The sequence below is a fragment of the Amycolatopsis sp. CA-230715 genome, from assembly GCF_018736145.1.
Lineage (GTDB): Bacteria > Actinomycetota > Actinomycetes > Mycobacteriales > Pseudonocardiaceae > Amycolatopsis.
In genome coordinates this window covers 9,239,893-9,263,290 of sequence record NZ_CP059997.1, presented here as the reverse complement: position 1 = coordinate 9,263,290, position 23,398 = coordinate 9,239,893, and the positions used below count along the sequence as shown (strand labels likewise).

Below are 23,398 nucleotides of genomic sequence, written 5' to 3'. Positions count from 1 at the left end.
GTGAAGAACAAGGAGAGCACGATGACTGAGCACGCACGGGTGGCGCTGGTCAGCGGCGGGTCCCGCGGGATCGGCCGCGCCGTCGCGCTCCGGCTGGCCGCCGACGGGTGGGACGTCAGCTTCTGCTACCGGTCGGACGCCGAGGCGGCGACCGAGGTGGAGAAGCTGGTGTGCGAGCAGGGCGTGCGCGCGCTGCCCGCGAAGGTGGACGTCGCGAACGCGGGTGAGGTGGCCGACTGGATCGGGCGGACCGAGGAGGAGTTCGGCGCGATCGGGGCCGTGGTCACCTCGGCGGGCATCACGCGCGACCAGCCGCTCGCGTTGATGTCCGACGACCAGTGGCAGGATGTGGTCCACACCAATCTGGACGGCGTCTTCCACGTGTGCCGCCCTGCGGTGTTCGCGATGATGAAGCGCAAGGCGGGCTGCGTGGTGAACCTGTCCTCGGTCTCGGGGGTGTACGGCAATCCGACGCAGACGAACTACTCGGCGTCGAAGGCCGGGATCATCGGGTTCACGCGCGCGCTGGCCAAGGAGGTCGGCCGGTACGGGATCAGGGCGAACGCGGTGGCGCCGGGCATCATCGACACCGAGATGACGCAGGCCATGACCGAGGCGGCGCGGGCGAAGATGCTGAAGTCGATCCCGCTGCGCCGGTTCGGGGCCGCGGACGAGGTCGCCGACCTGGTCTCGTTCCTCACCTCCGAGCGGGCCGCCTACATCACCGGGTCCGTGCTCCAGATCGACGGCGGGATCACCGTCTGAAGCCGCGCCTCCATTAGACAAAAGTGTTGACTATTTGATTTAGACAAACGTGTTGAGTATTCGGGAGACCTGATGGCCAAAAGCGTGCGAGCGCGGTGGTACTTTTCGCTGCGCAGTCCCTATTCCTGGCTCTGCTATCGTGATCTGCTGGCCACCGACCCCGGCGTTCTCGATCTCGTCGAATGGGTGCCCGCGTGGGAACCGGGTGAACGGTTGCGCGCCCAGTTGGTGGAACGCGGCGTCGAAATGCCGTGGATGCCGATGTCCAGGGCGAAGCACTTCTACATCCTGCAGGACGTGCGACGGCTCTCGAAGGACCGAGGGCTGCCCATGACGTGGCCGATCGACAGCGCGCCGAACTGGGACGTCGCCCATGTCGGCTACCTCGCGGCGGCACGCGCGGGCGAGGCGCGCGCCTACGTCGACCGGGTCTACGCGGCTCGCTGGGAGCGTGGCGAGGACATCTCCGACCCGGCGGTGATCGGCGAGGTGGGGCGCGAGATCGGGCTCGGCGCCGAGCTGGTTTCCCAGGCGCACCAGGACGAGGAGCTGCTGGCGCAGGGGCTCGATCTGCTCGAGGACGCGGCGAGGGACGGGCTGTTCGGGGTGCCGTTGTTCACCGTCGGCAGGGAGAAGTTCTGGGGCGTCGACCGGCTCGACCGGTTCGTCTCCGCGCTGCGCGCGCGAGTGCCGGTGCCCGCTCCGTCGCCCACTGCCGCCGAGTACGAGCGAATGGAGTTCCCGGAGCTGGTGAACGCGGTTTCCGATGCCGGTCACGCCGGTGGGTGCGGCTGAAAGCGGAACGACGGAAAACGCGACGGCGGGCGGATGCTCAGGGCATCCGCCCGCTTCGTCGTGCGGTAAACAGGAGTGGTCGGCCTGGGGTCGGGAAAAGGAATCTTTCGGGGCGAGAAACATTCATGTTTTGCGCATTGCCCGTTCTTCCTTTCTTCGTGCCCTTTTCTACGCTCAGATGAGCGGGCAGCCGGTCACCTCTCGGGGAATTGGTGAGGGATAACCCTGTATCTATCTGTCGGGCCTGCATTCGGGCTACCTGGCGACAGCGGCCCGTGATCGAATGAGCGCTGGGCGCACTTCGAGCCTCGGCGGCGCTACCACCGGAGGAGCACCGGCTCGAGTGGGAGGGGCGGTGTGGTGACCGTGTGGAATCTGCCGTCAGCGCCGACGGGTGAAATGGTCGGGCGAACAAAAGAGCGCGCCAGGTTCGACGCGAGCATCCGGCACGCGACGGCGGGCCGGGGTCACGCGCTGCTGGTACGGGGGCCTGCCGGGATCGGGAAGACGAGCCTGGCCGTTGACGCGCTCGAACGATCGGTGCCGTCGTCGGCGACGGTGCTGACGGCCCGGTGCGAGCAGCAGAACGCGGCGGCGCCGTACACCGCGGCGCGCGCCCTGTTCGCCCCGCTCGGGCTGGCGCCGGGATCGCCGCTGCTGGCGGGAAGCGCGCGGCACGCGTTGCCCGCGCTCGCGGGCGGCGAGTACATCGCGAGCGGTTCCTACGCCGTGCAGCACGGCCTCTACTGGCTGACGGTCACGCTCGCCGGGGACGCGCCCGTCGTGCTCTTCGTCGACGACGTGCAATGGTGCGACGACGTTTCCCTGCGCTGGCTGAGCTTTCTGCTGCGCCGCGCCGAGGACCTGCCGCTGCTGGTCGTGCTCACCCGCCGGACCGGCGTGACCGCGACGGCGGACGAACCGATCGTCGAGATCGAAGGCATGCGGGGGACCGAGATCATCGAGATCGGCCCGCTTTCCCTGGACGCCGTGTCTGAGCTGGTGGCGCCCCACCTCGGCGACACCGGCGAGCTGTTCGTGCGAACCTGCGCCGAGGAAACCGGCGGGAATCCCTTGCTGCTGCGCCTGTTGCTCGACGAACTGCGGCGCGCGCGAGAAGCAGGCGAGCCGTCGTCGGTGTCGGTTTCGGAGATCGTCGGCTCGGGTCGCGCGGTCCTGGCGCGCGCGGTGCTGGACCGGTGCACACCGGAGGCGCGCGCGACGGCGACCGCGATCGCGGTGCTCGGCTCCGGGGAGGTGCCGCTGATCGGCAACCTCGCGGGCCTGCCGTCGCGTGCCGTGGTCGCGGCCGCCGGAGTGCTGCGGGCGAACGGGATCCTGCGCGCGGACGGCCTCGAATTCGTGCACGACCTGATCCGCGCGGAGGTGCTCGACGCGATCCCGGCCGAGGAGGTGCCCCGGCTGCGGATCAGGGCCGCCACGTTGCTCAGCGACGCGGGCGTGCCCGCCGAAGACGTCGCGGCGCACCTGCTTCCGCTGTCGAAGATCGAGGAACCGTGGATGGCGGAGATCCTGCGGGAAGCGGGCAGGAGCGCGGCCAAACGGGGCTCACCCGGCGCCGCGGCGCGGTACTTCACCAGGGTGCTCGCGTTCGACATGGGCAACCTCGAAGTGCTCGTCGAACTCGCCGACGCGCTGGCGCTGGTGGAGCCCGCGGCCGCGGCCGGGCTGCTCGAACGGGCGCTCCAGCTCGCCGACGGCCCGCAGGCGCGCGCCCCGATCGCGGTCAAGCTGAGCGCCGCCTCGGTCACCGCGGGCGAGGCGGGCCGCGCGATGGAGGTGCTCAGCTCGGTCGCGGCGGAACTGGCGGAGGAGACCGATGGAAAGGCCGCGGCGCAGGGAATCGCCGTGGAATCGGCGCTACTGGGCACCGGGCTGGAAGAGAAGGGCACCGTGGGCGCGGCGATCGCGAGCGCGCGGGCGCGGATCGCGCCTGCCGGGGACACCGCGGGCGAGCGCCACCTGCTGGCGATGCGCGCACTGGCCGGGGCGCTGCACGGCGAGTCGTCGGCCTCGGTCGCCGCCGACGCCCGCCGTGCGCTGCGGGTCGACCAGGCCGGGCTGCCGGGGTCCGCGGTGCTTTCGGCGGCGTTGGCGCTGTGCCTCGCCGACGACAGCGCGACCGCGTCGATCGCGCTGGACCGGTTGATCGGCCACGCGCAGCGGACCGGTGAGGCGTGGGCGTACTGCCGCGCGCTGAGCTCGCGCGCGTTGCTGCGGCACACGCTGGGCAGCCAGGTGGAGGCCGGGGCCGACGCGCACACCTCGTTCGACGTGGTCCGCCAGGAGCTGTGGGGCGGCACGGTGGTGATGCCGCAGATCGTGCTGGCGACGGTGCTGGTGCAGCGCGGCGAACCGGACCGCGCCGACGCCCTGCTCGACGCGATCACCCATCCCGGTCTGGAGCGGCTCGCGGTGTCGCACCACCTGTTCCTGATGACCCGCGCGCGCACGAGCGCGGCGCGGGGCGATCTGGAGTCCGCGGTGCGGCACGCCCGTGCCTGCGGCGAGAGCCTGGCGGAGTGCGGGATCGGCAGCCCGGTACTGGCGCCGTGGTGGCTGGAGGCCACGTGCGCGCTGGCCGCGCTCGGCCGCGGCGGCGAAGGCGCCGAGCTGGCCGAACTCGGCGCGGAACAGGCGGCGCGGTGGGGCACCCGGCGCGCGGTCGGGATGGGGCTGGTGGCCAGGGGGCTGGCCACGGGCGGCGATCGCGGGATCGAGTTCCTCACCGAGGCCGCGCGCCTGCTCGACGGCACCGCGGGTGTGGAGCACACCAGGGCGGAGTACTTGCTGGGCAAGGCTTTCCTCGACCGCGACGACCCGAGGGCGGCGCGAAGACACTTCCGGCTGGCGATGGACGAAAGCCTTCGCGGCGGGGACCGGCTGATGCTGGAAGCCTCGCGGAAGGCGCTCATCACCGCGGGCGGGCGGACACGCGCCGCGCACTCGCTCCTCGACACGCTCAGCGGCAGCGAACGCCGCGTCGCCGACCTCGCCGCGGAAGGCGCGGGCAACCGCGTCATCGCGGAGTCCCTGTTCGTCACCGTGCGGACGGTGGAAACCCATCTCACGAACGTCTACCGCAAGCTCGAGGTCTCCGGTCGCACCGAACTCGCTGCCGTGCTCGCCGGGAGGCTGGTCCGATGACCCTGGTCGAACGCGATGCCGAAATCGCGGAACTGACGCGCCTCGTCGAGGAGCTCGCCGACGGCAAATCGAGCGTCGGGCTGGTGTCCGGGTTACCGGGGTCGGGGCGCACGAGCCTGCTGCGGGCGGCCGCGGCGATCGGCGAGGCCAACCGCGTCCGGGTGCTCTCGGCGCGCGGCTCGGTCTGCGAATCCGGCCTGCCGTTCGGGCTCGTCTCGCAACTCGAATCGTCCCTTGTGGACATCGACTCGCCCGGGATCGGCGGGACCGTGGCGGCCGGCGACGAGGGCGTGCGGACGCTGTGCGCGCGGTTCGTCGCGCTCGCCGGGCGGCGCCCGCTGCTGCTGGTGCTCGACGACATCCAGCTCGCCGACGCGTGGTCGAGGACCTGGCTGCTCGCGGTGCTGCGCAGGCTGTGGCAGGCGCCGCTGATGGTGGTCATCGCGGGCGCGGGCACCGGCGTGCCGTTCCTGGCCGACGAAACCGCCGAGCCGTGGCAGTCCTCGGGGCTGCACTGGGATTCCGTGCACGTGCTGCGCCTGCGCCCGCTGAGCGCGGCGGGCGTCGCGGCGGTGCTCGGCACCGACGAGACCTCGCCCGCGGCGGCGGAGGTCCGGCGCGCGACCGGCGGCACCCCGGCGCTGGTCGCCGCGGTGCGGGCGGGCTGGAACCCGGCGTCCGGGTTGACCGAGCAGCTCGACCGGGTCGCGGCCGACGCCGTGCGCGGGCTCGTGCTGGGGCACCTCGGACGGCTTTCCGACGATCTGCTCCGACTCCTGCGCGCGTTCGCCGTCGCCTCACCCGTGCTGGAGTTCGACCAGCTCCGCCGGATCGCCGGCCCGCAGCCGCAACCGGTCACCCGCGCCTGGCACGCGCTCGCCTCGGCCGGGTTCGTGCACTGGTCGAACGGGCGGCGCGCGATCGACGGCAGGATCGCGAACTGCGTGCTGACCGGGATGGACCCCGCCGAGCGGGCCGAACTGCACCGCGCGGCGGCCGAACTCGCCCACCGGTACGCCGTCGGCGAGGACGGCGTGGCGCGGCTGCTGCTGGGCAGCAGGCCCGTCGGCGCGGCGTGGGCGGCACAGGCGCTGGTCGCCGCCGCGGAGAACAGCCGTGCGCGGGGCGAGGCCGCGCTCGCGTCGGCCTACTACGACCGCGCCGAGCGGGAACCGCTGTCCGACGACGCGCGGTCCCGCCTGACCGTCGAACTGGCGACGATGGCGGCGAACACCGGTGATCTCCGGCTGACCAGGGCGGCGCTGCACACCGGTGCCAGCAGGGCGACCGAGGTCAAGCTCGCCGCCGCGGACCTGATGGTGGCGGGCGGGGCGAAGGCGAACGCGGTGCGCGTGCTGACCGCGGCGTGCCGGAGCACGGGCACCGAGCAGTCCGAAAAGGACAGTCTGGCTGCGCTGTACTGGCTCGCGACCGACGCGCCGGACGGCACGGGTTCCCTTGGCGTGCCGGGGGTTCCGGAGCGGCTGGACCCTTCGGATCCCGACCGCGCCGGTGCCGCGGCCTGGCTCGCCGCGAGCCGCGGGATCGGCTGCGGGCGCGCGCGGAGGCTGGCGCGGGTCGCGCTGCGCGGGAATTCGGGGCTCTTCGCGCCGAGGCTCGCCGCCGCGCGCACGTTGACGCTGACCGACAACCCACTCGAAGCGAAGGCGGGCCTCGAAGCCGTCATCGCCGACGCGCGCCGCCGGGGTGCGCGGGCGACGGCCGCCGCCGCGGTGCTCGCCCGCTCGCGGGTGAACCTGCGCATCGGGGACCTGGCGGCGGCGGAAGCCGATGTCGAGGGCGCGGGGGAGATCCTGCCCGCGGCCGAATGGCACTCCTCGGCGGTGGGCAGCCTGCTGGGGTTCCGGCTCATCCTGCGCCTCGCCAGCGGCGACGTCGACGCGGCGTCGCGGATCGCCGAGCCCGCCGTGCCGGACGCGTATTTCCGCTTCGCGCAAGGACTTCTGGAGCTGGTGCACGACCGGCCGGGTGCCGCGGTGCGGTACTTCGAGGAATGCGGGCGCGACATGCTCGGCAGGGGATGGTCGAACCCGTTGCTGCTGCCGTGGCGCTCGATGGCCGCGGTCGGGCACCGCGCGACGGGCCGCCACCGGGCGGCCGAGCAGCTGGTGCGGGCGGAGGCCGCGCTGGCGTCGCGGTGGGGCACCCGCTCGGTGCTGGGGCTGGTCGATTTCCTGTCCGGTCTCTCGCGGTTCGACATGATCCGGTTCCCGAGCACCATCTCCGGGCTGCGCCACGAACGAACGGAACCGGTCGGCGCGCACGCGTTCACGGGGGAAGCATGCTGATCGAACGGGATGCCGAACTGACCGTCCTCGGCGAGGCCGTGCGTGCCGCGTGCGCGGGTTCGGGCTCGCTGTCGCTCGTGCGCGGCCCGCTGGGCATCGGCCGCTCCGCGCTCCTGCACGCCGCGGGCGACCTCGCCGTGGACCAGGGGATGCGGGTGCTGCGCGCCGGGGCGTCGCCGACCGAACAGGGTTTCGCCGACGGCGTGGTGCGGCAGCTGCTGGAACCGGTGCACGACGACCCGCTCGCCGAGCACGGCGCGGACGCCGTGCCGCAGCGGTGGCGGCGGCTGGCGGCACAGCGGCCGCTCGCCCTGCTCGTCGACGATCTGCAGTGGGCCGACGCCGAATCGCTGCACAAGCTCGCCTACCTGGTCAACCGGGTCTCCGCGCTGCCGGTGGCGGTGGTGGCGACCGTGCTGGACGGCGACGTCGGCGCCGACCGGCTCGCGGTCGACGACCTGGTGCGCGCCGCGGCCACGACGGTGCGCCCGCGCCCGCTGACCGTGGCCGGCGTGCGGACGTTCTTCAGCAGGCGATGCGGTGAACCGGCCGACGAGACCTTCGCCAAGGAGTGCTGGTCGGACACCGGCGGCAAACCGATGTTCCTCGGCGCGCTGGCCGTGGGCATGCTGGCCGACGGGGTGCGCCCGGTGGCCGAGCAGCTCGCCGAGGCGCGGGCGTTGCGGCCGCCGGAGCCGTCGAACCGGCTCGCGCGCTGCCTGAGCTGCCAGCCGGCGCGGGTGACCCGGTTCGCGATGGCGATGACGGCGCTGGGCGACGCGGCGACGCCGACGTTCGTGGCCGGGCTCGCGCAGCTCGACAGCGTCGACTTCGAAGAGGCCGAGCGCGCGATGCGGCGGCTGGGCCTGGTACCGGAGCACGGCCCGCTGCGCTACGTCGACGACGCCGTCGCCGACGCGGTGGCGGGCGCGTTGTCCGCGGACGAGCAGGACGAGCTGCACCTGCGGGCCGCGGGCGTGCTGTTCCGCGGCGGCGGGCGGCTGGAGGACATCGCGCAACGCCTGCTGGGCACGACGAGCGAACCCGAACCGTGGGCGACCGATGTGCTGCGCGCGGCGGCATCGGCGGCGTCCGCGCGCGACGATTCGGCCATGGCGGCGCGGTATTTGCGGCACGCGCTCGTGCACGGCGGCGCGCGCCGGGGAGACCTGCTCGCCGATCTGGTCGCGGTGGAGCGCGGGACCGACGCTGCCGCGGCGGCGCGGCACCTGCGGCAGGCGCTGCCGCTGCTCGAAACCCCGGTGGAACGGGCGAAGGCGCTGTGCCTCGCCCCGGCGCTGGCCGCCGCGGAAGGCAGGCCGGACACCAGGTTCGTGCGCCGCGCCGTCACCGAACTGCGGGCGGGTCCCGAGGACGATCCGGCGCTCTCCGGCCATTTGGAGGCACGGCTGCGGTTCTGGACCCCGTACACCTTGGAAACGGGCGAGGACGCGGCGGCGTGGCTGCGCGGCGACATCGCGATGGACGACCCCGGCCAGCGGGAACTGGCGACCGTGCAGCTGCATTTCGCCACGCTCGCGGAGACGCTGCCGAGAGCGTTGATCATCGATCTCGCGCACCGGGTGCTGGAACGGGAGCCCGGCGGCACCGCGCAGCTCTACACCGCGATGCCCCTGCTGGTACCGGTGCTGGTGGCGGCGGACGCGACCGACGGGCTGGAATCGTGGCTCGGCGCGGTGACCGTCCGCGAGACGCCGGACCTGGCCGCGTCGCTGGTGTGGACCTGCCAGGCGCTGCTGTGGGCGGCGACCGGTCAGCTGCGGGTGGCGAAGGAAAGCGCGGTGCGCGCGCTGGACACCGCGTCGCCGGACTGGGCCGCGGTCGTCGGCACCTGCGCGCCGCTGCTGGCGATACTGGCGATGGAGCTGCGCGATCCCGAGCTGGCGTCGCGCGCGGAACGCGCGTGGGGGCCGGATCGCCCGTCGTGGGCGCTGTCGCTGAGCCATGCCGCGGTCGCCGCGACCTCACCCGGTTCCGCCGACCCCGCCGCGGCCGAGTACCTCGCCGACACCGGACGGCAGCTCCGGCGCGCGGGCCTGGCCAGCTCGGTGCTGTTCCCGTGGCGGCTGCGGCTGGCCGTGCGCTACGAACGCCTCGGCAAGAAGGACCAGGCGGCGGAGCTGATCGCCGCCGAATACGAGCAGGCACTGGGCTGGGGCGCCCCGTCGGCACTCGGCAGGGTGCTGCGGATGCGCGGGCAGCGGGTCGACGGCGGCCCCGGCGTCCGGCTGCTCGACGAGTCCGTCCAGATCCTCGAATCCTCGGGGAACAAGCTGGAGCTCGCGAAGTCGTTGATGGCACTGGGAAAGCGGCTCGGCTCGCCGAAGGGCGACGCGAGCCTGCGCGCCGGAACAAGGCTCGCGGCGCAGTGCGGCCGTGCGCCGGTGGTGGCGGGGACGGAGCACCCCAGCACCGCGCCAGCCCAGGTCCGGCACACGGCCAAGAGCCCGCTCACCAGGGCCGAAGTCCGGATCGCCGAACTCGTCGTCACCGGCCGCCGCAACAAGGAGATCGCCGCGGAGCTCGGCGTCACGACCAGAGCGGTCGAAAAACACCTCACCAGCGCCTACCGCAAGCTCGGGATCGACGGCCGCGCCGACCTCTCGGACGTGCTGCCGCGCGCCCGGCAGGGCTGAGGCTCACTCGGCAGGGCCGGGGACGAGGCCCTGCAGGCGGGCCGCCGCCAGTTCGACCCGCGACCGGCAGCCGGTGCGGTCGAACAGCCTCGTGAGGTGGCTTTCGACGGTCTTCTCGCTGATCCGCATCGTGGCGGCGATCCTGCGGTTGGTCAGCCCGGCGCTGACCAGGTCGACGATGCGGAGTTCGACGGGGGAGAAGCCGTTCTTCGCCCGCCGCGGCCGCGGCACCGCGAGCCCCTGTGCCCGCATGTACTCCACGACCATTTCGTGCCCGGACAGGGTGCCGAGGTCCTTGGCGAGCCGGTGCGCCTCCAGCAGCCACGGACGCGGGTCCGAACTGACCTGCGCCATCGCCAGGCAGGCCCGCGCGGCCCTGAACTGGTTAGGCCGCCTGCGAACCAGCCGCAGACCGAGTTCGACGTCGGCGGGGTCTCCGCGCACGAGCCCGCCCAGCACCAGCAGCGATTCCAAAGTGGACACCGTGCCCACCGCGTCGTGCAGCGCGTCCAGCTCGTCGAGCGCCCGCTCCGCCGTCGGCCGGTCGTCGTTGCGGAGCGCGTAGTCGATCAGGCGGCCCAGCAACCGGTCGGCTCCGGCGACCATGCCGAGTTCGCGGGCGCGCTGGTAGTCGCGCCACCCGTCCCGGACCGCGCCGGTGAACTCGCGCGCGCTGTGCCGGATCCCGCAGCGCACCCAGCTCGCGATGTGCCCCGACGACGTCCGCGGCGACACACCCGACAACCACGCCGTCGCGCGGGCGATCTCGCCGCGCTGCCCGCACACCTCGGCCGCGAACACGCGCGCCAGCTGTTCGACCGGCGTCCTCGACGGCCGCGTGCGATCGGCTTCCACGCGGCGGGCCATCGACAGCAGGTCGTCCCACTCACCCGCGGAGTAGGCGGCGAGCAGGCGCCGGTAGAGCGCGGAAGCCCCGGTGGGGACGGCCGTACCGAGCACGGTGTCCGCCACGGTCGCGTGATCGTGCAGCGCCACCGCCTCCGCGAGCGTTCCCGCCAGCCCGTCGGGCACCGGCTCGCGCGCACCGCACCAGTGCGACCACGCGGCGGCCAGCGCCCGGAAATCGGTCGAGAGCAGGCCGAGCAGCAGCTTCCCGCCGAGCGCGGTTTCCGGGTCGGCGCGATCGGCCAGCGCCGTCATCGCGTGTGCGGCCAGCACGGTGTCGGATCGCAGCACCGCGATCTGGAGGACCCGGCCGACCGGCGCGAGCGAGTCCAGAAGTGCCGACGTGGCACGGATTTCGTGCAGCCGGTGCTCGTGCTTGAGCGCGGCGAGCCAGCAGATCGCGACCGCGCCCCTGGCGGACCGGTCGAGGGCGTCCGCCGACCGCCCGAGCTCGCGCAGATCGTCGGCGAGCCCGGCGAGATCGCCGGTGGCGAACCGCTCGCGCACCGCCGTCCGCGCGTCCGGCGGCCCGCCACCGGCAAGTCGGGCCGGGCGCAGCCTGGCGGCGAGCGCGGGAACGGCGAGCACCACCGCGCCGTCCCCGGTCACCTCGACGACGCCGTTGCGGACGAACCCGTCGAGCGCCAGCCCCGCCCGCGGCAGGTCCGATTCCGCCGCGGCGGCCAGCGCGGGCAGATCGTCCACCACCGGGGCGTCCGCCTCGGCGAGCACACGCGCGAGCCGCTCACCGGTGCGCCCGTGCTCCCGGACGGCCCGCACCAGTTCGTGGTCACGGGGCAACGGGATGGGCCGATCGGCGTGCCGCAGGCACAGGTGGTCGTCGACGGCGGTGATCCTCCCGTCCAGGTTCAGTCCATCCAAAGTGGACACAATGGTGCCGGGATTTCCCCACAGCGGGCCGAGTGCACGGCGCAGCGCGTCGGTGAGCGCCGGGTCGGGTGTCTTGCGCAGCGGGTTCCCGCGCCACTCGTAGAGCAGCTCGTCCACTTCGTCGTCGGTCATCGGCAGCAGATCGAGCACGCCGTCCGCGATCACGTCGAGCTGCCCGGACCCGTGCGAGGCGAGCAGCGTGGCCACGCCCGCCGCGCGGAGCGCTTCGACGAGCGCCAGCAATCCGGCCCCGTGCTCGGACGCGGCGTCGTCCCGCAGATCGTCGACGACGAGCACCACCGGCTCGTCCTGGTCGAGCCGGGCGAGCACGCCAGCCACGTCGTGGATCGAGTGCAGCAGCCCGCTGTCGCCCGCGACCCGCTCGCGCACCCCGGTGACCGCGGCGACCAGGTCGAACGAACCGCCATGCCGCTCCAGGTGCGCGACGACCGTGTCCAGCACCGCGGCCATCACCTGCCGGGTGCCCATTCCCGGCAACCACAGCGGAAGCACCACGCGCTTGCGGTGCCGCCACCGCGCGATGAGCGCGCGCAGCAGGGTGCTCCGCCCCGCGCCGCGGTCACCGCGCACCAGCCACAGCGCGCCACGCTCCCGCATCGCCTCGTCCAGCGTGGCCAGCGCTTCCGAGCGGCCGACCGCCCGCACCTCCGCCGTCCGCATCGCCCCGTTTCCCGCCGCCTTTCACACCCGGTGACCGCGACCGCCCAGACCGTCATCGTAGGCGAAAAACCACCGGATCGACGGTGCTCGTAAGGAATATTCCCTTACGGCAGAATGGCGGCCGTGAACACGGCGCCGTGGCGGATGATCGGACGGGACGATCTCGTCACGGAGCTGTCCGAAGGCGCCAGGAACGCCGCGTCCCCGCTGACGGTCGTGACCGGGGACGCCGGCGCGGGGCACACCTCGCTCCTGCGCGCGGTGGAGGCGGAGCTGACCGCCGACGGCACCACCGCGGTGCCGATCACCTGCACCCGCGCGGACCGCACCCTGCCCTACGCGGTGCTTTTCCGCGTGCTGACCCGGTTCGGCGCGCTGGAGGACGGTCCCGCGGTCGCCCGCTGGCCGGTGCGCAGGCTCGTGGCCAAGCTGTCCGAAGCCGCACCGGGCGAATCACCCGCCACCGCCGCCGAACTCGCCACCGCCGTGTTCGCCGTCGTCCGGCACCAGGCGCCGGTGGTGCTGATCGACGACGCGCACTGGCTCGATCCCGCCACCGCGCGCGTATTCGGGCAGCTCGCGACGTTCTTCGGCACCGGCGCCTGCACCGTCGTCGCGGCCGCGCGCTGGGCGGGCTCCGCTCCCGAACCGGCCGCGGGCCTGTTCTCCGGGCTCACCGCGGACGGCCTCGCCCGGCGCGTACTCCTGCGGCCGCTGACCGGGCCGCAGTGCGCGGAGGTACTCCGGGACGTCCTCCGGGCACGGCCCGACGCGGACCTGGTCCGGACGCTGCGGGCGGAAAGCAGGGGAAACCCGGCCGCGCTCACCGCCGCGGTCACCGGCTACCGGGCCGCGGGGCGGATCAGGGTCGTCGACCGCACCGCCTACCTGCTGCCGTGGCGGGAACCGCTGGCACTGCCCGAGAGCCACCCGCTGCTGGGACCGGTCCGAGACGCGGGACCACACGGGATCGCCGTCGCGGGTGCCACCGCCGTGCTCGCCCCGCTGGGGGAGCTGGCGCCGCGGCTGGGCGCCACCGCGCTCGGCCTCGACGAGGAAGAGGTCCAGACCACGCTGCGCCACCTCGTCGACGCGCGCGTGCTCGTCCGCGGCCGGACTCGGCTGCGGTTCCGCCTTCCCCTCCTCCGTGCCGCGCTCGAAGCCGGACTTCCCCCGTACCGCAGGAGAAACCTCGCGGCGCTCGCCGTCGAAGCGGTGTGGGACGGCACTGGGCACATCGACGGCGACCTCGCCGACGTCGCGCTGCCCGACTGGCTCGCCGACGCGGGCTCGCTCGTCGACCCGGACCGCTCGTCCGGCGAACTGCTCGCCAGGGGCGGCGCGATGCTGTTCACCGACGGCGGGCTCGCCGAACGCTGGCTCGACGCGGCGGCCCGCCGCGTCCGCGATCCCGCGATGAAAGCGCACAGCCTGATGGCGGTGAGCGCGGCGAGGGCCGTCCACGAACGGCCCGGCGCCGCCGCCAGCACGTTGACCGTGCTCACCGAGCACGCCGCACACCTTTCGCCGGAACAGCTCCAAGAAATGGCGATCGTCTACCTGACCGGGCTGTGCGCCGAGGGCGACCAGCGCGCGTTGCGCGAGATCGCGGACGGGCGCGCCGCTCCGCTGCCCGGCGGGCCCGCGGTCGCGACGGTCAACAAGGCCTTCGCGCTCATGCTGGTGGCCCGCTGGCGCGAGGGACGGGACCACCTCCTCGCCACTGCGGACATCTGGCGCCGCGGCACCGCGGTCACCGCCGACTTCGGCGAAATGTTCCTCGGCGGAGCCGGGGTCATGCTCGGCGATCTCCGCCAGCTCCGCCGGATGCTCGACGACCCGGGGCGGTGGCGGGCGAGGCACCTGCCCCAGCACCGGTTCGAGCAGATCCGCTACGAGGCCAACATGCTCCTCATGCTGGGGGAGCTCGGCACCGCGATGCGCCTGCTCGAATCGACCGGTACCCCGGAGGACAGCCTGCCCGGCCCGGACCGGTTCCTGACGAAGTGGCTGCGCGGCGAATGGCGTGACGCGATGGAGGTCGCGCGCCGCAGCATCGTCGACGGCGTGACCTCCGCACGTCCGCTCGCACCGGTCAAGATGCTGCACGGCGCGATCCGGATCCTCGGCGGCCAGGGCTGGCTGGGCAGGGCCGCCGAGATGGCCGCCTCCGCCAGGTCCGCCCACCGGCACCTGGCCCACCTGATCGACCACGCCGAAGCGATGACCCTGCGCGTGCGCGGCGACCGGATGGGGGCGACCGCACTGCTGCGCAGCGCACTCCGTTCGGCCGACGACAGCGGTTTCGTGCTCGGCACCGAGCAGATGTGGGCCGAACTCGCCGCCGCCGAACACGATCTCGGCAACCGGGAGGCCGCGTTGCGCGCGGTCGAACGCGGCAGGGGACTGGCAGACTCGCTGCGCACCGACCGCGCCCGCCTCGCGTCACTGCTGGCACGCGCGCACGTACTGGGCGACCTCGGCGCGGCCGAGGAAGCCGTGGCACTGGCCGAAGAACGCGACGGGATGCCGCACGAGAACGGCAACGTGTTCATGCGCGCGGCGATGGCGGGAGTCCGCCCGAAACAGCTGCTTCCCCGCGCCTACGAACTGTTCGGCGAGGTCGACGCCCTGCTCTGGCGCGCCCGGTTGCGGGCACGCATGCGCGAACGCGGTGTCCCGGTGCCGGGCCGCGCGATCACCACCCTGGAGAACGAGCGGCTGCTGGCGATCCTGGTGGCGGAAGGCCTCAGCAACCGCGAGGTCGCCTCGACGCTGGGAACCAGCGAGAAGAGCGTCGAGGGTCAGCTCACCCGCCTGTTCTCCAGGATCGGCTACCACTCCAGGGTCGAGCTCGCCGCCGCCGCGCTGACCGGCGAGTTCCCCGGCTGACCCCGCCGGGGGTGGCGGACCGCCCGCACCGGCGAGAGAACCCGAAGGTCACGCGTTCGCGCAGGTCAACAAGGGTGGCGTAACTCTGGCGTAACGCGGGCGTGGTACCTCTGGCCCTCATGAGCGACCTCGAACGGGCCACCTCCTCCAGCCCAAGGGCCGAACGCGCCCGCCGGATCGCGGACGTGCTGCGCCAGCAGATCAGCGCCGACGGCTTCCCGGACGGCGTGCTGCCCGACGAACGCGCGCTCGCCGCACAGCTCGACGCCACCCGCAACGCGGTCCGGGAAGCACTCGGGCTGCTGCGCACCGAAGGACTGATCACCCGGCGGCAAGGCGTCGGCACCACCGTGGTGCGCCCGAAGTACGGCCACGGACTCGACCGGCTGGCTGGCCTCGCCGAAACCCTCACCGGGCACGGCACCGTGACCAACGAGGTACGCGCGGCCCACGTCGTCGCCGACCCGCCCAGCGCCGTCGCCGAACGCCTCGCACTGCCGCGAGGAGCGGGCGCGGTGCACCTCGAACGGCTGCGGCGGCTCGACGGCGAACCGCTTTCGCTCGACACCACCTACCTGCCGATCGACATCGGCGGCCCGCTGCTGGCGCACGACCTGACCAACCGCGACGTGTTCGCCGTGCTCGAAGAGATCACCGGGCACCGCCTCGGCCACGCCGAAATCGCGGTGCACGCGGTCACCGCCGACCCGGACACCGCCGCGCTACTGGACATCCCCGACGGCGCCGCCGTGTTCGCGATCGACCGGCTGACCAGGCTCGCCGACGGCCGCCCCGTGGACGCCGAGACCATCCACATCCGCGCCGACCGGCTCGTCCTGCGCGCCACCCTGCAGCGCGGCCGCGCCTGACCCCGACCGGAGAACCCCTTGTCGCCAAAGGAAAACATCCGATGACCCCGCTCACCCTCGCCGGGCTGGCGCTGTTCGGCCTGCTCGCCGGAATCGGCATCACCGCCATCGGCCCCGGCGGCGTCCTCGCCACCATCGGCCTGTTCGCCCTCACCGCGCTCCCGCCGGCACAGGTCGCGGGCACCGCGATCGTCACCCACATCGCCACCGGCGCGCTCGCCACCGCCGCCTACACCAGGTCCGGCCACCTCCGGGACCCGGAAACCCGCCGCACCGCTGCGACACTCGCCGCGACGGCCGTCGTCGGCACCCCGCTCGGCGTCCTGGCGAACAGCGCCGTTTCGACGCGGACGTTCGGGATCGTGCTCGCGGTGTTCGTCACCGCGGTCGCCGCACTCGTGTGGTACCGCGAAAAGCGGTCCACCACAACGGATCGCCATCCCCGCCGCTCAGTCGTGGCCGCGGTCGGATTCGTCGTCGCCGCGCTCAGCGGGCTCGTCGGCGTCGGCGGCCCGATGCTCAGCGTGCCCGTCCTGATCGCACTCGGCACGCCCGTGCTCTCCGCGCTCGCCGCCGCGCAGGTCGAGTCCGTCGTCATCGCGAGCGTCGGCACGCTCGGCTACCTCTCGACCGGGGCCATCGACTGGCCGCTCGCCGCACTCGTCGGGATCCCCGAACTCGCCGGCGTGCTCATCGGCTGGCGCATCGCCCGCGCACTACCGACCCGCGCACTCAAGTACGCGCTCATCACCAGCCTGCTCGCCGCCGCCCCGTACCTCGCACTGCACGGATGAACGCGTCAGGAACCGTTCGCCTGAAGGAAATCCAGCACGAGCGGGCTCGCGACCGTGCGGAACTCCTCGAAGTAGGCATGCCGGGCACCGGGAATCAGGTGCAGGCGCGCACCGGGGATCCGACCGGCCAGCAGGGAAGCGTTCTCGGCCGGGTTGAACACGTCGTCGGCGCCGTGCACGACGAGCGTCGGCGCGGCGATGCGGGGGAGCGCCTCCCACCCGTTGTGCCGCGCGCTCGCCAGCAGGTGCCGCCCGCGCGCGAACGGCGTCATCGCCGGATCCCCGACCGTGTGGTACGGCCCGGGGTTGGCCGCGAGCCACTCCGGTGAGTACATCAGCTCGAGCAGCGTGCGCCGCGCCGCGGCCGCATCTCGTTGCCCCAGCGCGCGTTTCACCTCCGCGCTCCGCTCGACGCCGTGCGGCTCACCGGGCGAGGTGCAGCCGAGCACCAGCCGCCGCACCCGGTCCGGATGGTCCGCGGCGAGCCACTGCGCGACCCGCCCACCCATCGACGTCCCGTAGACGTGCGCCGCCTCGACCTCGGCGTGGTCGAGGATCGCGACGACGTCCTCGGCGAATCCGGGCGTGCTATAGGAATCGGTGCGCGGCTTCTCGCTTTCCCCGGTACCCCGATAATCGAAGACGATGGTGCGGAACACCTCGTCGAAGTCTTCGCGGACACCGTCCCACCAGTGCCTGCTGTTGGCCTGCCCGGCGAGCAGCACCAGCACGTCGGCGCCATCGCCGTGGACCTCGTAGCGCAGGGAAACGCCGTCCGGCGCCGTGGCGTAGGGCACCAGATGATCTTAACCCGCTCAGCGCGCCGCCCGGCGCCGGGTCGTGAGCGCGATGAGCGGAACAACAGCGGGATTCCACGCCGTCGTGACAAATTCCGCGCCATTCGCGATTTCTTCTCCGGCATGCCGTTCGCCGTGCGTATCTTGAACGATCTCGGGGATTTCCGCGACGGCGAGAAGGGGTTCGACGATGCGTTCAGCGACCAGTCCCGCGCCCGCCACCGAAACGGCGGAACCGCGGACACTCGGTCCCTTGGCACGCCTGCCGGTATTCGCGCTCGCCGGTGGCGTCGGCATCGTGCTCCTCGTCGCGAGCCCGTTCGGCGCCCGCTTCTTCGACGAAATGTACTTCGTCGACACCGGACACCATTTCGCCTGGGGTTACGCCGACCAGCCGTGGCTCGTCCCCGCGCTCGCCGGAATGCTCGACTCCTTGTTCCCGCACAGCGGCCTCGCACTGCGATTGCCGTCGACGCTCGCGGCGGTGGCGGGCATACTCGTCGCCGCGCTCATCGCCAGGGAACTCGGCGGCCGTCGCACCGCGCAAACCCTCGCCGCCGCGACCTACGCCCTTTCCGGGTACCTGATCCCCGCGTCGCACTTCCTCAGCACCTACGTCCTCGACCCGTTCTGGTGGCTGCTCATCAGCTGGCTCGTGCTGCGCTGGGCGCGGCTCGACCGCGAAGGCACCCGCGACGACCGGCCGCTGCTGTGGGCAGGCGTGGTCACCGCGGTCGCGCTCCAGACCAAGTTCCTCGTCCCCGTGCTCTGGCTCGGGATCGGGGCTGGTGTGCTGCTGGCGGGCCCGCGCCGGATGCTGACGCGCCCGCCGCTGTGGACGGGCGCCGCGCTCGCCGCGGCGTGCACGGTGCCGACGGTGCTGTGGCAGGCCGGGCACGGTTGGCCCTTCCTGAGGTTCGTCGGGTCCGTCGAAGAGGAGTCCGAACGCGCGCTCGTGGCGTTCGGGCCGGTGCTGTTCGCCGGGGTGATCGGCACGGTCTTCATCGTGTACGCGCTGTGGCGGCTCGCGCGGGCACCCGAGCTGCGGCCGTACCGGTTCCTCGGCATCGCCTTCGCCGTGGTGCTGCTCGTCATCACGCTCGTCGACGGCAGGTCCTACTACCCGTCCGGGCTCTACGGACCGCTGATGGCGGTGGCCGCGGTGGAGCTCGAACGGCGGAACCGGCGGCGCTGGCTGCCCTGGGTCGCGTGGCCCGGATACGCGCTCTCGGCCGCCGCGGCGGTGTGGACCATGCTCTACTTCATCTCCACCATGGACACCTACGCCGGACGGCAACCCGTGGAACCGATCGCCGCCGCCTACCGGGCACTACCCGCCGAGACGCGCGCGCGGACCGCCGTGGTGACCAGCGTCTACTCCGGGGCGGCGAGCGTCGACTACTACGGGGCCGAACTCGGCCTGCCGCCCGCGCAGAGCCCGCACCGCGGGTACTGGTACCTCGGCGCGCCGCCGGAAACGGCCGACTCGATCCTGTACGTCACCACCCCGCGGGACCTCCGCATGTTCGAGCCCTACTTCGCCCGCTACCGGTTCGTCGGCGCTTCACCGGCGCTTTCGGTCTGGTTCCTCGAAGGCCGCAAGCAACCGTGGTCGTCGATCTGGCCGCAGGTCCGGTCCGACCGCCCCATCGACTGACCGCCGTGCGAAGCGCTCCCGCCCGCCCATAGGGTGTACCCCGTCGGCCGCGACCGATGCGGTCCGGTGTGGACGGATGGGGAACGGGGAAACCACGCGATCATGGGCTTCGGACTGGTGGCCGCGGCGGTCACGCTGATCTTCCTCTACCGCGTGTACCGGGAACCGAGGCGGCTGAGCAACGCGGTCTGGCTGGTCGTCGCGCTCGGGTTCGCCGGTATGTGGCTGCTGGCCCGCCTGCGCGACAGCCCGGTGCCGATCGACCTGGTCGTCGCGGTCTGCATGGTGCTCGCGTTCCTGCTGACCCTGGGCCTGCCGTTCGCGCTGATCGCCAACGGCGCGGTGATGTGGCGGCGGGAAGGCCACCGGCTGGCGAACCTGCTCTCGCTGCTGGCCGGGATCGCGCTGTTCGCGCTGTACGCCACCACGGTCTACACGGTCGGATTCGTCCGCACGCCGTGGATCATCGCCACGGTCGTCTCGATGATCCTCGTCGCGGGCTACTTCGCGGTGCTGTTCACCGCGTTCGTGCTCTACTCGGCCCTCTACAGCAGGCTCGGGAGGCGGACGCGGGCGACCGCCGTCATCGTGCTCGGCTCCGGCCTGTTGGGTGACCGGGTGCCGCCGCTGCTGGCCGCCCGGCTGGACAAGGCCGCCGAATGCCACCGGCGCGCGGTCGAGGCGGGCGCCGACCAGGTACTCGTGGTCTCTGGTGGGCAGGGGGAGGACGAGGACGTTTCGGAGGCCGAAGCGATGAGCGCCTACCTCCGCCGCGCCGACATCCCCGCCGAGGCGATCCTGCTGGAGGACAAGGCGACCACGACCGAGCAGAACCTCCGCTACAGCGCGGATCTGCTGGCGGCACGCGGACGGCACGGCCGCCTGCTCGCGGTGACCAACAACTACCACGTGTTCCGCACCGCGGTGCTTTCACGACGGCTGAAGCTGCCGCTCGACGTGATCGGCGCGCGCACCGCGTCGTACTTCATGCCGAGCGCGTTCCTTCGCGAATTTGTCGCGCTTCTCTCCGAATACTGGCGCACGAATCTCGCGGCCTGTGTCCTGCTCGGGAGTGCGGCCCCGCTTCTCGCCCTCCTCGGCGCGACGAACGGCTGATTCTCCCGTTCCCCCGTTCGGCCTTTTTCCACTCGTATCGCACGCTAATATCGATGGAAACCGGTGTCGGTGCCACGGAACTGTCGGCCATGCGGGATAGACTGGCCGCCACGATTCTGGTGTGGAGTTGAGGGGAAAGGTACGGTCGATGGCTAAGCAGGTCACGATTCTGCTGAGGGACGACATGGACGGTTCCGAAGCAGTGCGAACCACCACGTTCGCACTGGACGGAAGGAACTACGAGATCGACCTGTCGGAGCACAACGACGCCGAGTTGCGCGGCGTGCTCCAGCGGTTCGTAAACGCGGCGCGCAGAACGAGCCCGAAGGTCGTCACCGCCGCGAACTCGGCCCAGCGCGCGCGAACTCGCGCGATTCGGCAGTGGGCGGCCGAAAACGGCTACGACATCGCGGAACGCGGCAGGCTTTCCAGCGAGGTCGTGTCGCGCTACGAAGAAGCGCACGCCTGAGAATCGCCGAAACCCCGGAACAACCTCCGGCGCGGTCGTGCGCGCCCGCGCCGGAGGTGTGCGTCAGCTCAGCTGCCCGCCGTAATCCGGCAGCTGGAACTTCCGGTCGAAGTAGCCGCCGTAGAAATCGGTGCTGCGGTTGCCGATGTTCGCGGTGATCTTCAGCCCGCCGTCGGTGAACTCCTTGCGGCAGCGCAGTTTGCCGTCCTCTTTCGCCTCACCGTGCTCGCGCAGGCAAATCTTGTCGGGCCGGTAACCGGCGTCGGAAAGCTGCTGCATCGACTCGTCCTCACCGCCGACAGCGCGCGCCGACACGATGAGCACCTCCATCCCGAGCTGCTGAGCGTGCTGGGCGGCAGAGAGAACCGGCTTGTTCGCCCTGCCCTCGTGGTAGTGCGTCTCCAACGCGGTGTTGTCGATGTCCAGCACGATCGCCGTATGGTCGGCGCGCGCGCCGTCGAGGTACTCGTTCACGCCGGTCAACGCCTTCTGCACGTCACTTTGCCACTGCTCGTAGCTGGGCAGACCGCTCGCTGACGCGGTCGCGGGTGCCAGCGCGAGCACGGCCGCGCCGACGATTCCGACGACGGCGGTGGTACTACGGGCGCGCATGTCTGTTCTCCGTTCGCCAGGGGAGATTTCCGGGACCTACCGGTAATCGGACACCCGTTTTCTAGCATTCGCGGGACCGCGCCGACCACACGCCAAAGGTCGTTAACCGAATACTCGGCCCGTCTTCAGCGGGATGTCGGATCCTGGACGGCACCCGGTGGGTTTTCGCCATCCCAAGCCCAGCGCAGACCGTGCGCGCCGAGCCCGAGGTTCGCCCGCACCACGCGCACGCTGTGGTCGGAGTCCACGGAAACCTCGGAAATCCCGCTCACCAGCCCGTCACACGAACGCCTCCGCCATGTCTCGCACCGGATCGGGGTCTCCCGAGCGGAGAACACCACGCGGCCGCGATACGCGGCCACCGGCTCGGCGACCCGGCGATGGTGATGCTCGGCGAGCACCGGATCGGGGTATTCGAGCTGATACCGGATCGCCGCTCGCTGCCCGCGAGCGAGCGGCCGGTCGAGGACCAGTTCCACCACCGAAAAGCCCTCGGCGCCCAGTTCGAGCGTCGGACCGGGCCGGCACCGGCTCGTCGCCGTCACCTGGAGCGGACGAGCGCCCCGCCTGCTCCGGTTCGCGATGGTGACCGACACCGTCCCGTCGTGGCGTGCCTCGATGAACTCCTCGACGACCATCCGCCGCGCACACCGATCGGAGCCCACGTGCAGGGTCTCCCGCAAGCCCAACCTCGTGACCGGCCGGAGCCTGCGATCACCGAACCCGTCGAGTAACGAGGGCAGGAAGGCGGGGTAGTCCCACGCCCGGCACAGGCGATCGACCGGTTTGTCCGACCACACGCCCCTGCCTCGGGGCCGACGAGGCCCGAGCAACCCGCGCAGCGAACCGGGCGGCAGGTCGAGCACCACTTCGAGCACGTCGACACCACGGAGCGACTGCGGCCGTTCCGGTAGGCTTCGCCCGCTCTGCCAGTAACTGAGCGTCACCACACTGACTCGCACGCCGCTGGCGAAGAGCCGGTTCTGCAGCTGCCGGAGGCTCAGCCCGCTCGCGCGCACGGCCAGTTCCAGTGCCTTGCTGAACGGGCCATCGCGCAGCGCTGACGCGATTTCGGGCGTCGGGGACATCGGGCCTCACCTCACGCCGGGACCATACTCGCTGGTCCCGCGCATGGAGACCCGTTTCACGACAGGACTGTCCGTTAAGTCCGGTAGGGGGCATATGTCGCCACGCCGAGGAAAACGGGTACCAGAAGCGGGCGTGTCGCTTCTCGGCATCCCCCATGTGGTGTGTGATGCTGGCTTTAACCTCTGTGACTCTTGTGGCCTATGGGGCGAATACTTAGTGTGCTCTCATGACCAAACTCCGTCGCGGGGGCGTGACCAGGGGAGTGGCGAGGCTTCTTCTCCTCGCCGTCGGCGTTCTGGGGTTCCAGATCGCCGTCAGCACACCGGCTTCGGCCGACCCCAGTGCAGGGCTGTGGGCGAAGCTGCGGATGTGCGAGTCGAGCGGCCGGTACGACATCAACACCGGGAACGGCTACTACGGCGCCTACCAGTTCAACCTCGCCACCTGGCAGAGCGTGGGCGGCAGCGGACGGCCGGACCAGGCGAGTCCTGCCGAACAGGACTTCCGCGCGCTCTACCTGTACCGCATGCGCGGCTGGCAGCCGTGGGAATGCGCCGGCATGCTCGGGTTCTCCAACGACCGGGACGCGCGCACCAAGCGGACGCCCAGCTACCACGAATCCGCCTACATCGGCGGCAGGCCGCTCCCACCCGTCCCGCCCGCGCCGAAGCCCCCGGCACCGCCCGGCGGCCCGAAGCCCGCGTGGCCGGGCGTGGTGTACGCCTACGGTGACTGCGCACCAGCGTTGAAGGCGTTCCAACTGCGGATGAACGCCTTCGGATACGGCTTCAGCGGCACCGGGTGCTACTACGAAAAGACCAAGACCGCCGTACTGGACCTGCAGCGCGTGAACGCGATCAACGACTCCGGACGGCTCGGGCCGAAGACCTGGAAGGCGGCCTGGGAGGGCAAACCGCCGCGGTAACCGCGG

General features: G+C 72.2%; 17 protein-coding genes. 12 read left to right on the top strand and 5 right to left on the bottom strand.

The features are described 5' to 3' along the window. The first annotated feature begins 21 nt into the window (after positions 1-21). The 5 genes from fabG (at position 22) to HUW46_RS43125 (ending at position 9,694) form a co-directional block, all read left to right on the top strand. Positions 22-765 (top strand): 3-oxoacyl-[acyl-carrier-protein] reductase, encoded by a 744-nt coding sequence (fabG, locus tag HUW46_RS43145; RefSeq protein WP_215544410.1) that lies wholly within the window; start codon positions 22-24, stop codon positions 763-765. A 72-nt stretch (positions 766-837) separates the two neighbouring features. Then, positions 838-1,560, top strand: a complete 723-nt coding sequence (locus HUW46_RS43140; RefSeq protein ID WP_215544409.1) for a 2-hydroxychromene-2-carboxylate isomerase — start codon at positions 838-840, stop codon at positions 1,558-1,560. Between the two features lie 399 nt (positions 1,561-1,959). Further along, a complete protein-coding gene (locus HUW46_RS43135) occupies positions 1,960-4,728 on the top strand; it encodes an ATP-binding protein (RefSeq protein ID WP_215544408.1) in 2,769 nt (922 codons plus the stop codon). Beyond that, the gene (locus HUW46_RS43130) at positions 4,725-7,037 is read left to right on the top strand and encodes an ATP-binding protein (RefSeq protein WP_215544407.1); all 2,313 of its coding nucleotides are present in this window, start codon (positions 4,725-4,727) and stop codon (positions 7,035-7,037) included. The genes HUW46_RS43135 and HUW46_RS43130 overlap by 4 nt, the downstream gene beginning before the upstream one ends. Continuing rightward, the gene (locus HUW46_RS43125) at positions 7,031-9,694 is read left to right on the top strand and encodes an AAA family ATPase (protein WP_215544406.1); all 2,664 of its coding nucleotides are present in this window, start codon (positions 7,031-7,033) and stop codon (positions 9,692-9,694) included. The genes HUW46_RS43130 and HUW46_RS43125 overlap by 7 nt, the downstream gene beginning before the upstream one ends. 3 nt (positions 9,695-9,697) lie before the next feature. On the opposite strand, the gene HUW46_RS43120 is transcribed toward HUW46_RS43125, so the two are convergent. Next, positions 9,698-12,172 carry a LuxR family transcriptional regulator gene (locus HUW46_RS43120; protein ID WP_215544405.1) on the bottom strand — a complete coding sequence of 825 codons (2,475 nt, stop codon included), beginning with the start codon at positions 12,170-12,172 and terminating at the stop codon, positions 9,698-9,700. A 123-nt stretch (positions 12,173-12,295) separates the two neighbouring features. Here HUW46_RS43120 and HUW46_RS43115 point away from each other — a divergent pair, with 123 nt between their 5' ends. The 3 genes from HUW46_RS43115 (at position 12,296) to HUW46_RS43105 (ending at position 16,727) form a co-directional block, all read left to right on the top strand. Beyond that, positions 12,296-15,064: an AAA family ATPase gene (locus tag HUW46_RS43115; protein ID WP_215544404.1), complete on the top strand. Its 2,769-nt coding sequence runs from the start codon at positions 12,296-12,298 to the stop codon at positions 15,062-15,064. Positions 15,065-15,183: 119 nt separating this feature from the next. After that, positions 15,184-15,933, top strand: coding sequence for a GntR family transcriptional regulator (locus tag HUW46_RS43110; protein WP_215544403.1), 750 nt, complete (start codon positions 15,184-15,186; stop codon positions 15,931-15,933). A gap of 41 nt (positions 15,934-15,974) precedes the next feature. Next, positions 15,975-16,727 carry a sulfite exporter TauE/SafE family protein gene (locus HUW46_RS43105; RefSeq protein WP_215544402.1) on the top strand — a complete coding sequence of 251 codons (753 nt, stop codon included), beginning with the start codon at positions 15,975-15,977 and terminating at the stop codon, positions 16,725-16,727. Positions 16,728-16,732: 5 nt separating this feature from the next. Here the strand turns inward: HUW46_RS43105 and HUW46_RS43100 are convergent, their stop codons facing one another. Both HUW46_RS43100 and HUW46_RS43095 read right to left on the bottom strand, forming a co-directional pair. Further along, positions 16,733-17,524, bottom strand: a complete 792-nt coding sequence (locus tag HUW46_RS43100) for an alpha/beta fold hydrolase (protein WP_215544401.1) — start codon at positions 17,522-17,524, stop codon at positions 16,733-16,735. An 18-nt stretch (positions 17,525-17,542) separates the two neighbouring features. Beyond that, positions 17,543-17,746, bottom strand: coding sequence for a hypothetical protein (locus HUW46_RS43095; protein WP_215544400.1), 204 nt, complete (start codon positions 17,744-17,746; stop codon positions 17,543-17,545). 31 nt (positions 17,747-17,777) lie between these two features. Between HUW46_RS43095 and HUW46_RS43090 the strand changes: the two genes are divergently transcribed. From HUW46_RS43090 to HUW46_RS43080, 3 genes are all read left to right on the top strand, one after another. Then, positions 17,778-19,181: an ArnT family glycosyltransferase gene (locus HUW46_RS43090; protein ID WP_215544399.1), complete on the top strand. Its 1,404-nt coding sequence runs from the start codon at positions 17,778-17,780 to the stop codon at positions 19,179-19,181. Between the two features lie 102 nt (positions 19,182-19,283). After that, complete coding sequence (locus tag HUW46_RS43085; RefSeq protein ID WP_215544398.1) at positions 19,284-20,297, top strand: YdcF family protein; 1,014 nt, start codon at positions 19,284-19,286, stop codon at positions 20,295-20,297. 148 nt (positions 20,298-20,445) lie between these two features. Further along, positions 20,446-20,766 (top strand): histone-like nucleoid-structuring protein Lsr2, encoded by a 321-nt coding sequence (locus HUW46_RS43080; protein WP_215544397.1) that lies wholly within the window; start codon positions 20,446-20,448, stop codon positions 20,764-20,766. 63 nt (positions 20,767-20,829) lie between these two features. Here the strand turns inward: HUW46_RS43080 and HUW46_RS43075 are convergent, their stop codons facing one another. After that, positions 20,830-21,378 (bottom strand): HAD family acid phosphatase, encoded by a 549-nt coding sequence (locus tag HUW46_RS43075; RefSeq protein ID WP_215544396.1) that lies wholly within the window; start codon positions 21,376-21,378, stop codon positions 20,830-20,832. Positions 21,379-21,503: 125 nt separating this feature from the next. After that, positions 21,504-22,466 carry a hypothetical protein gene (locus HUW46_RS43070; protein WP_215544395.1) on the bottom strand — a complete coding sequence of 321 codons (963 nt, stop codon included), beginning with the start codon at positions 22,464-22,466 and terminating at the stop codon, positions 21,504-21,506. A gap of 227 nt (positions 22,467-22,693) precedes the next feature. Here HUW46_RS43070 and HUW46_RS43065 point away from each other — a divergent pair, with 227 nt between their 5' ends. Continuing rightward, the gene (locus HUW46_RS43065) at positions 22,694-23,392 is read left to right on the top strand and encodes a transglycosylase family protein (RefSeq protein ID WP_215544394.1); all 699 of its coding nucleotides are present in this window, start codon (positions 22,694-22,696) and stop codon (positions 23,390-23,392) included. Positions 23,393-23,398: the final 6 nt, after the last annotated feature.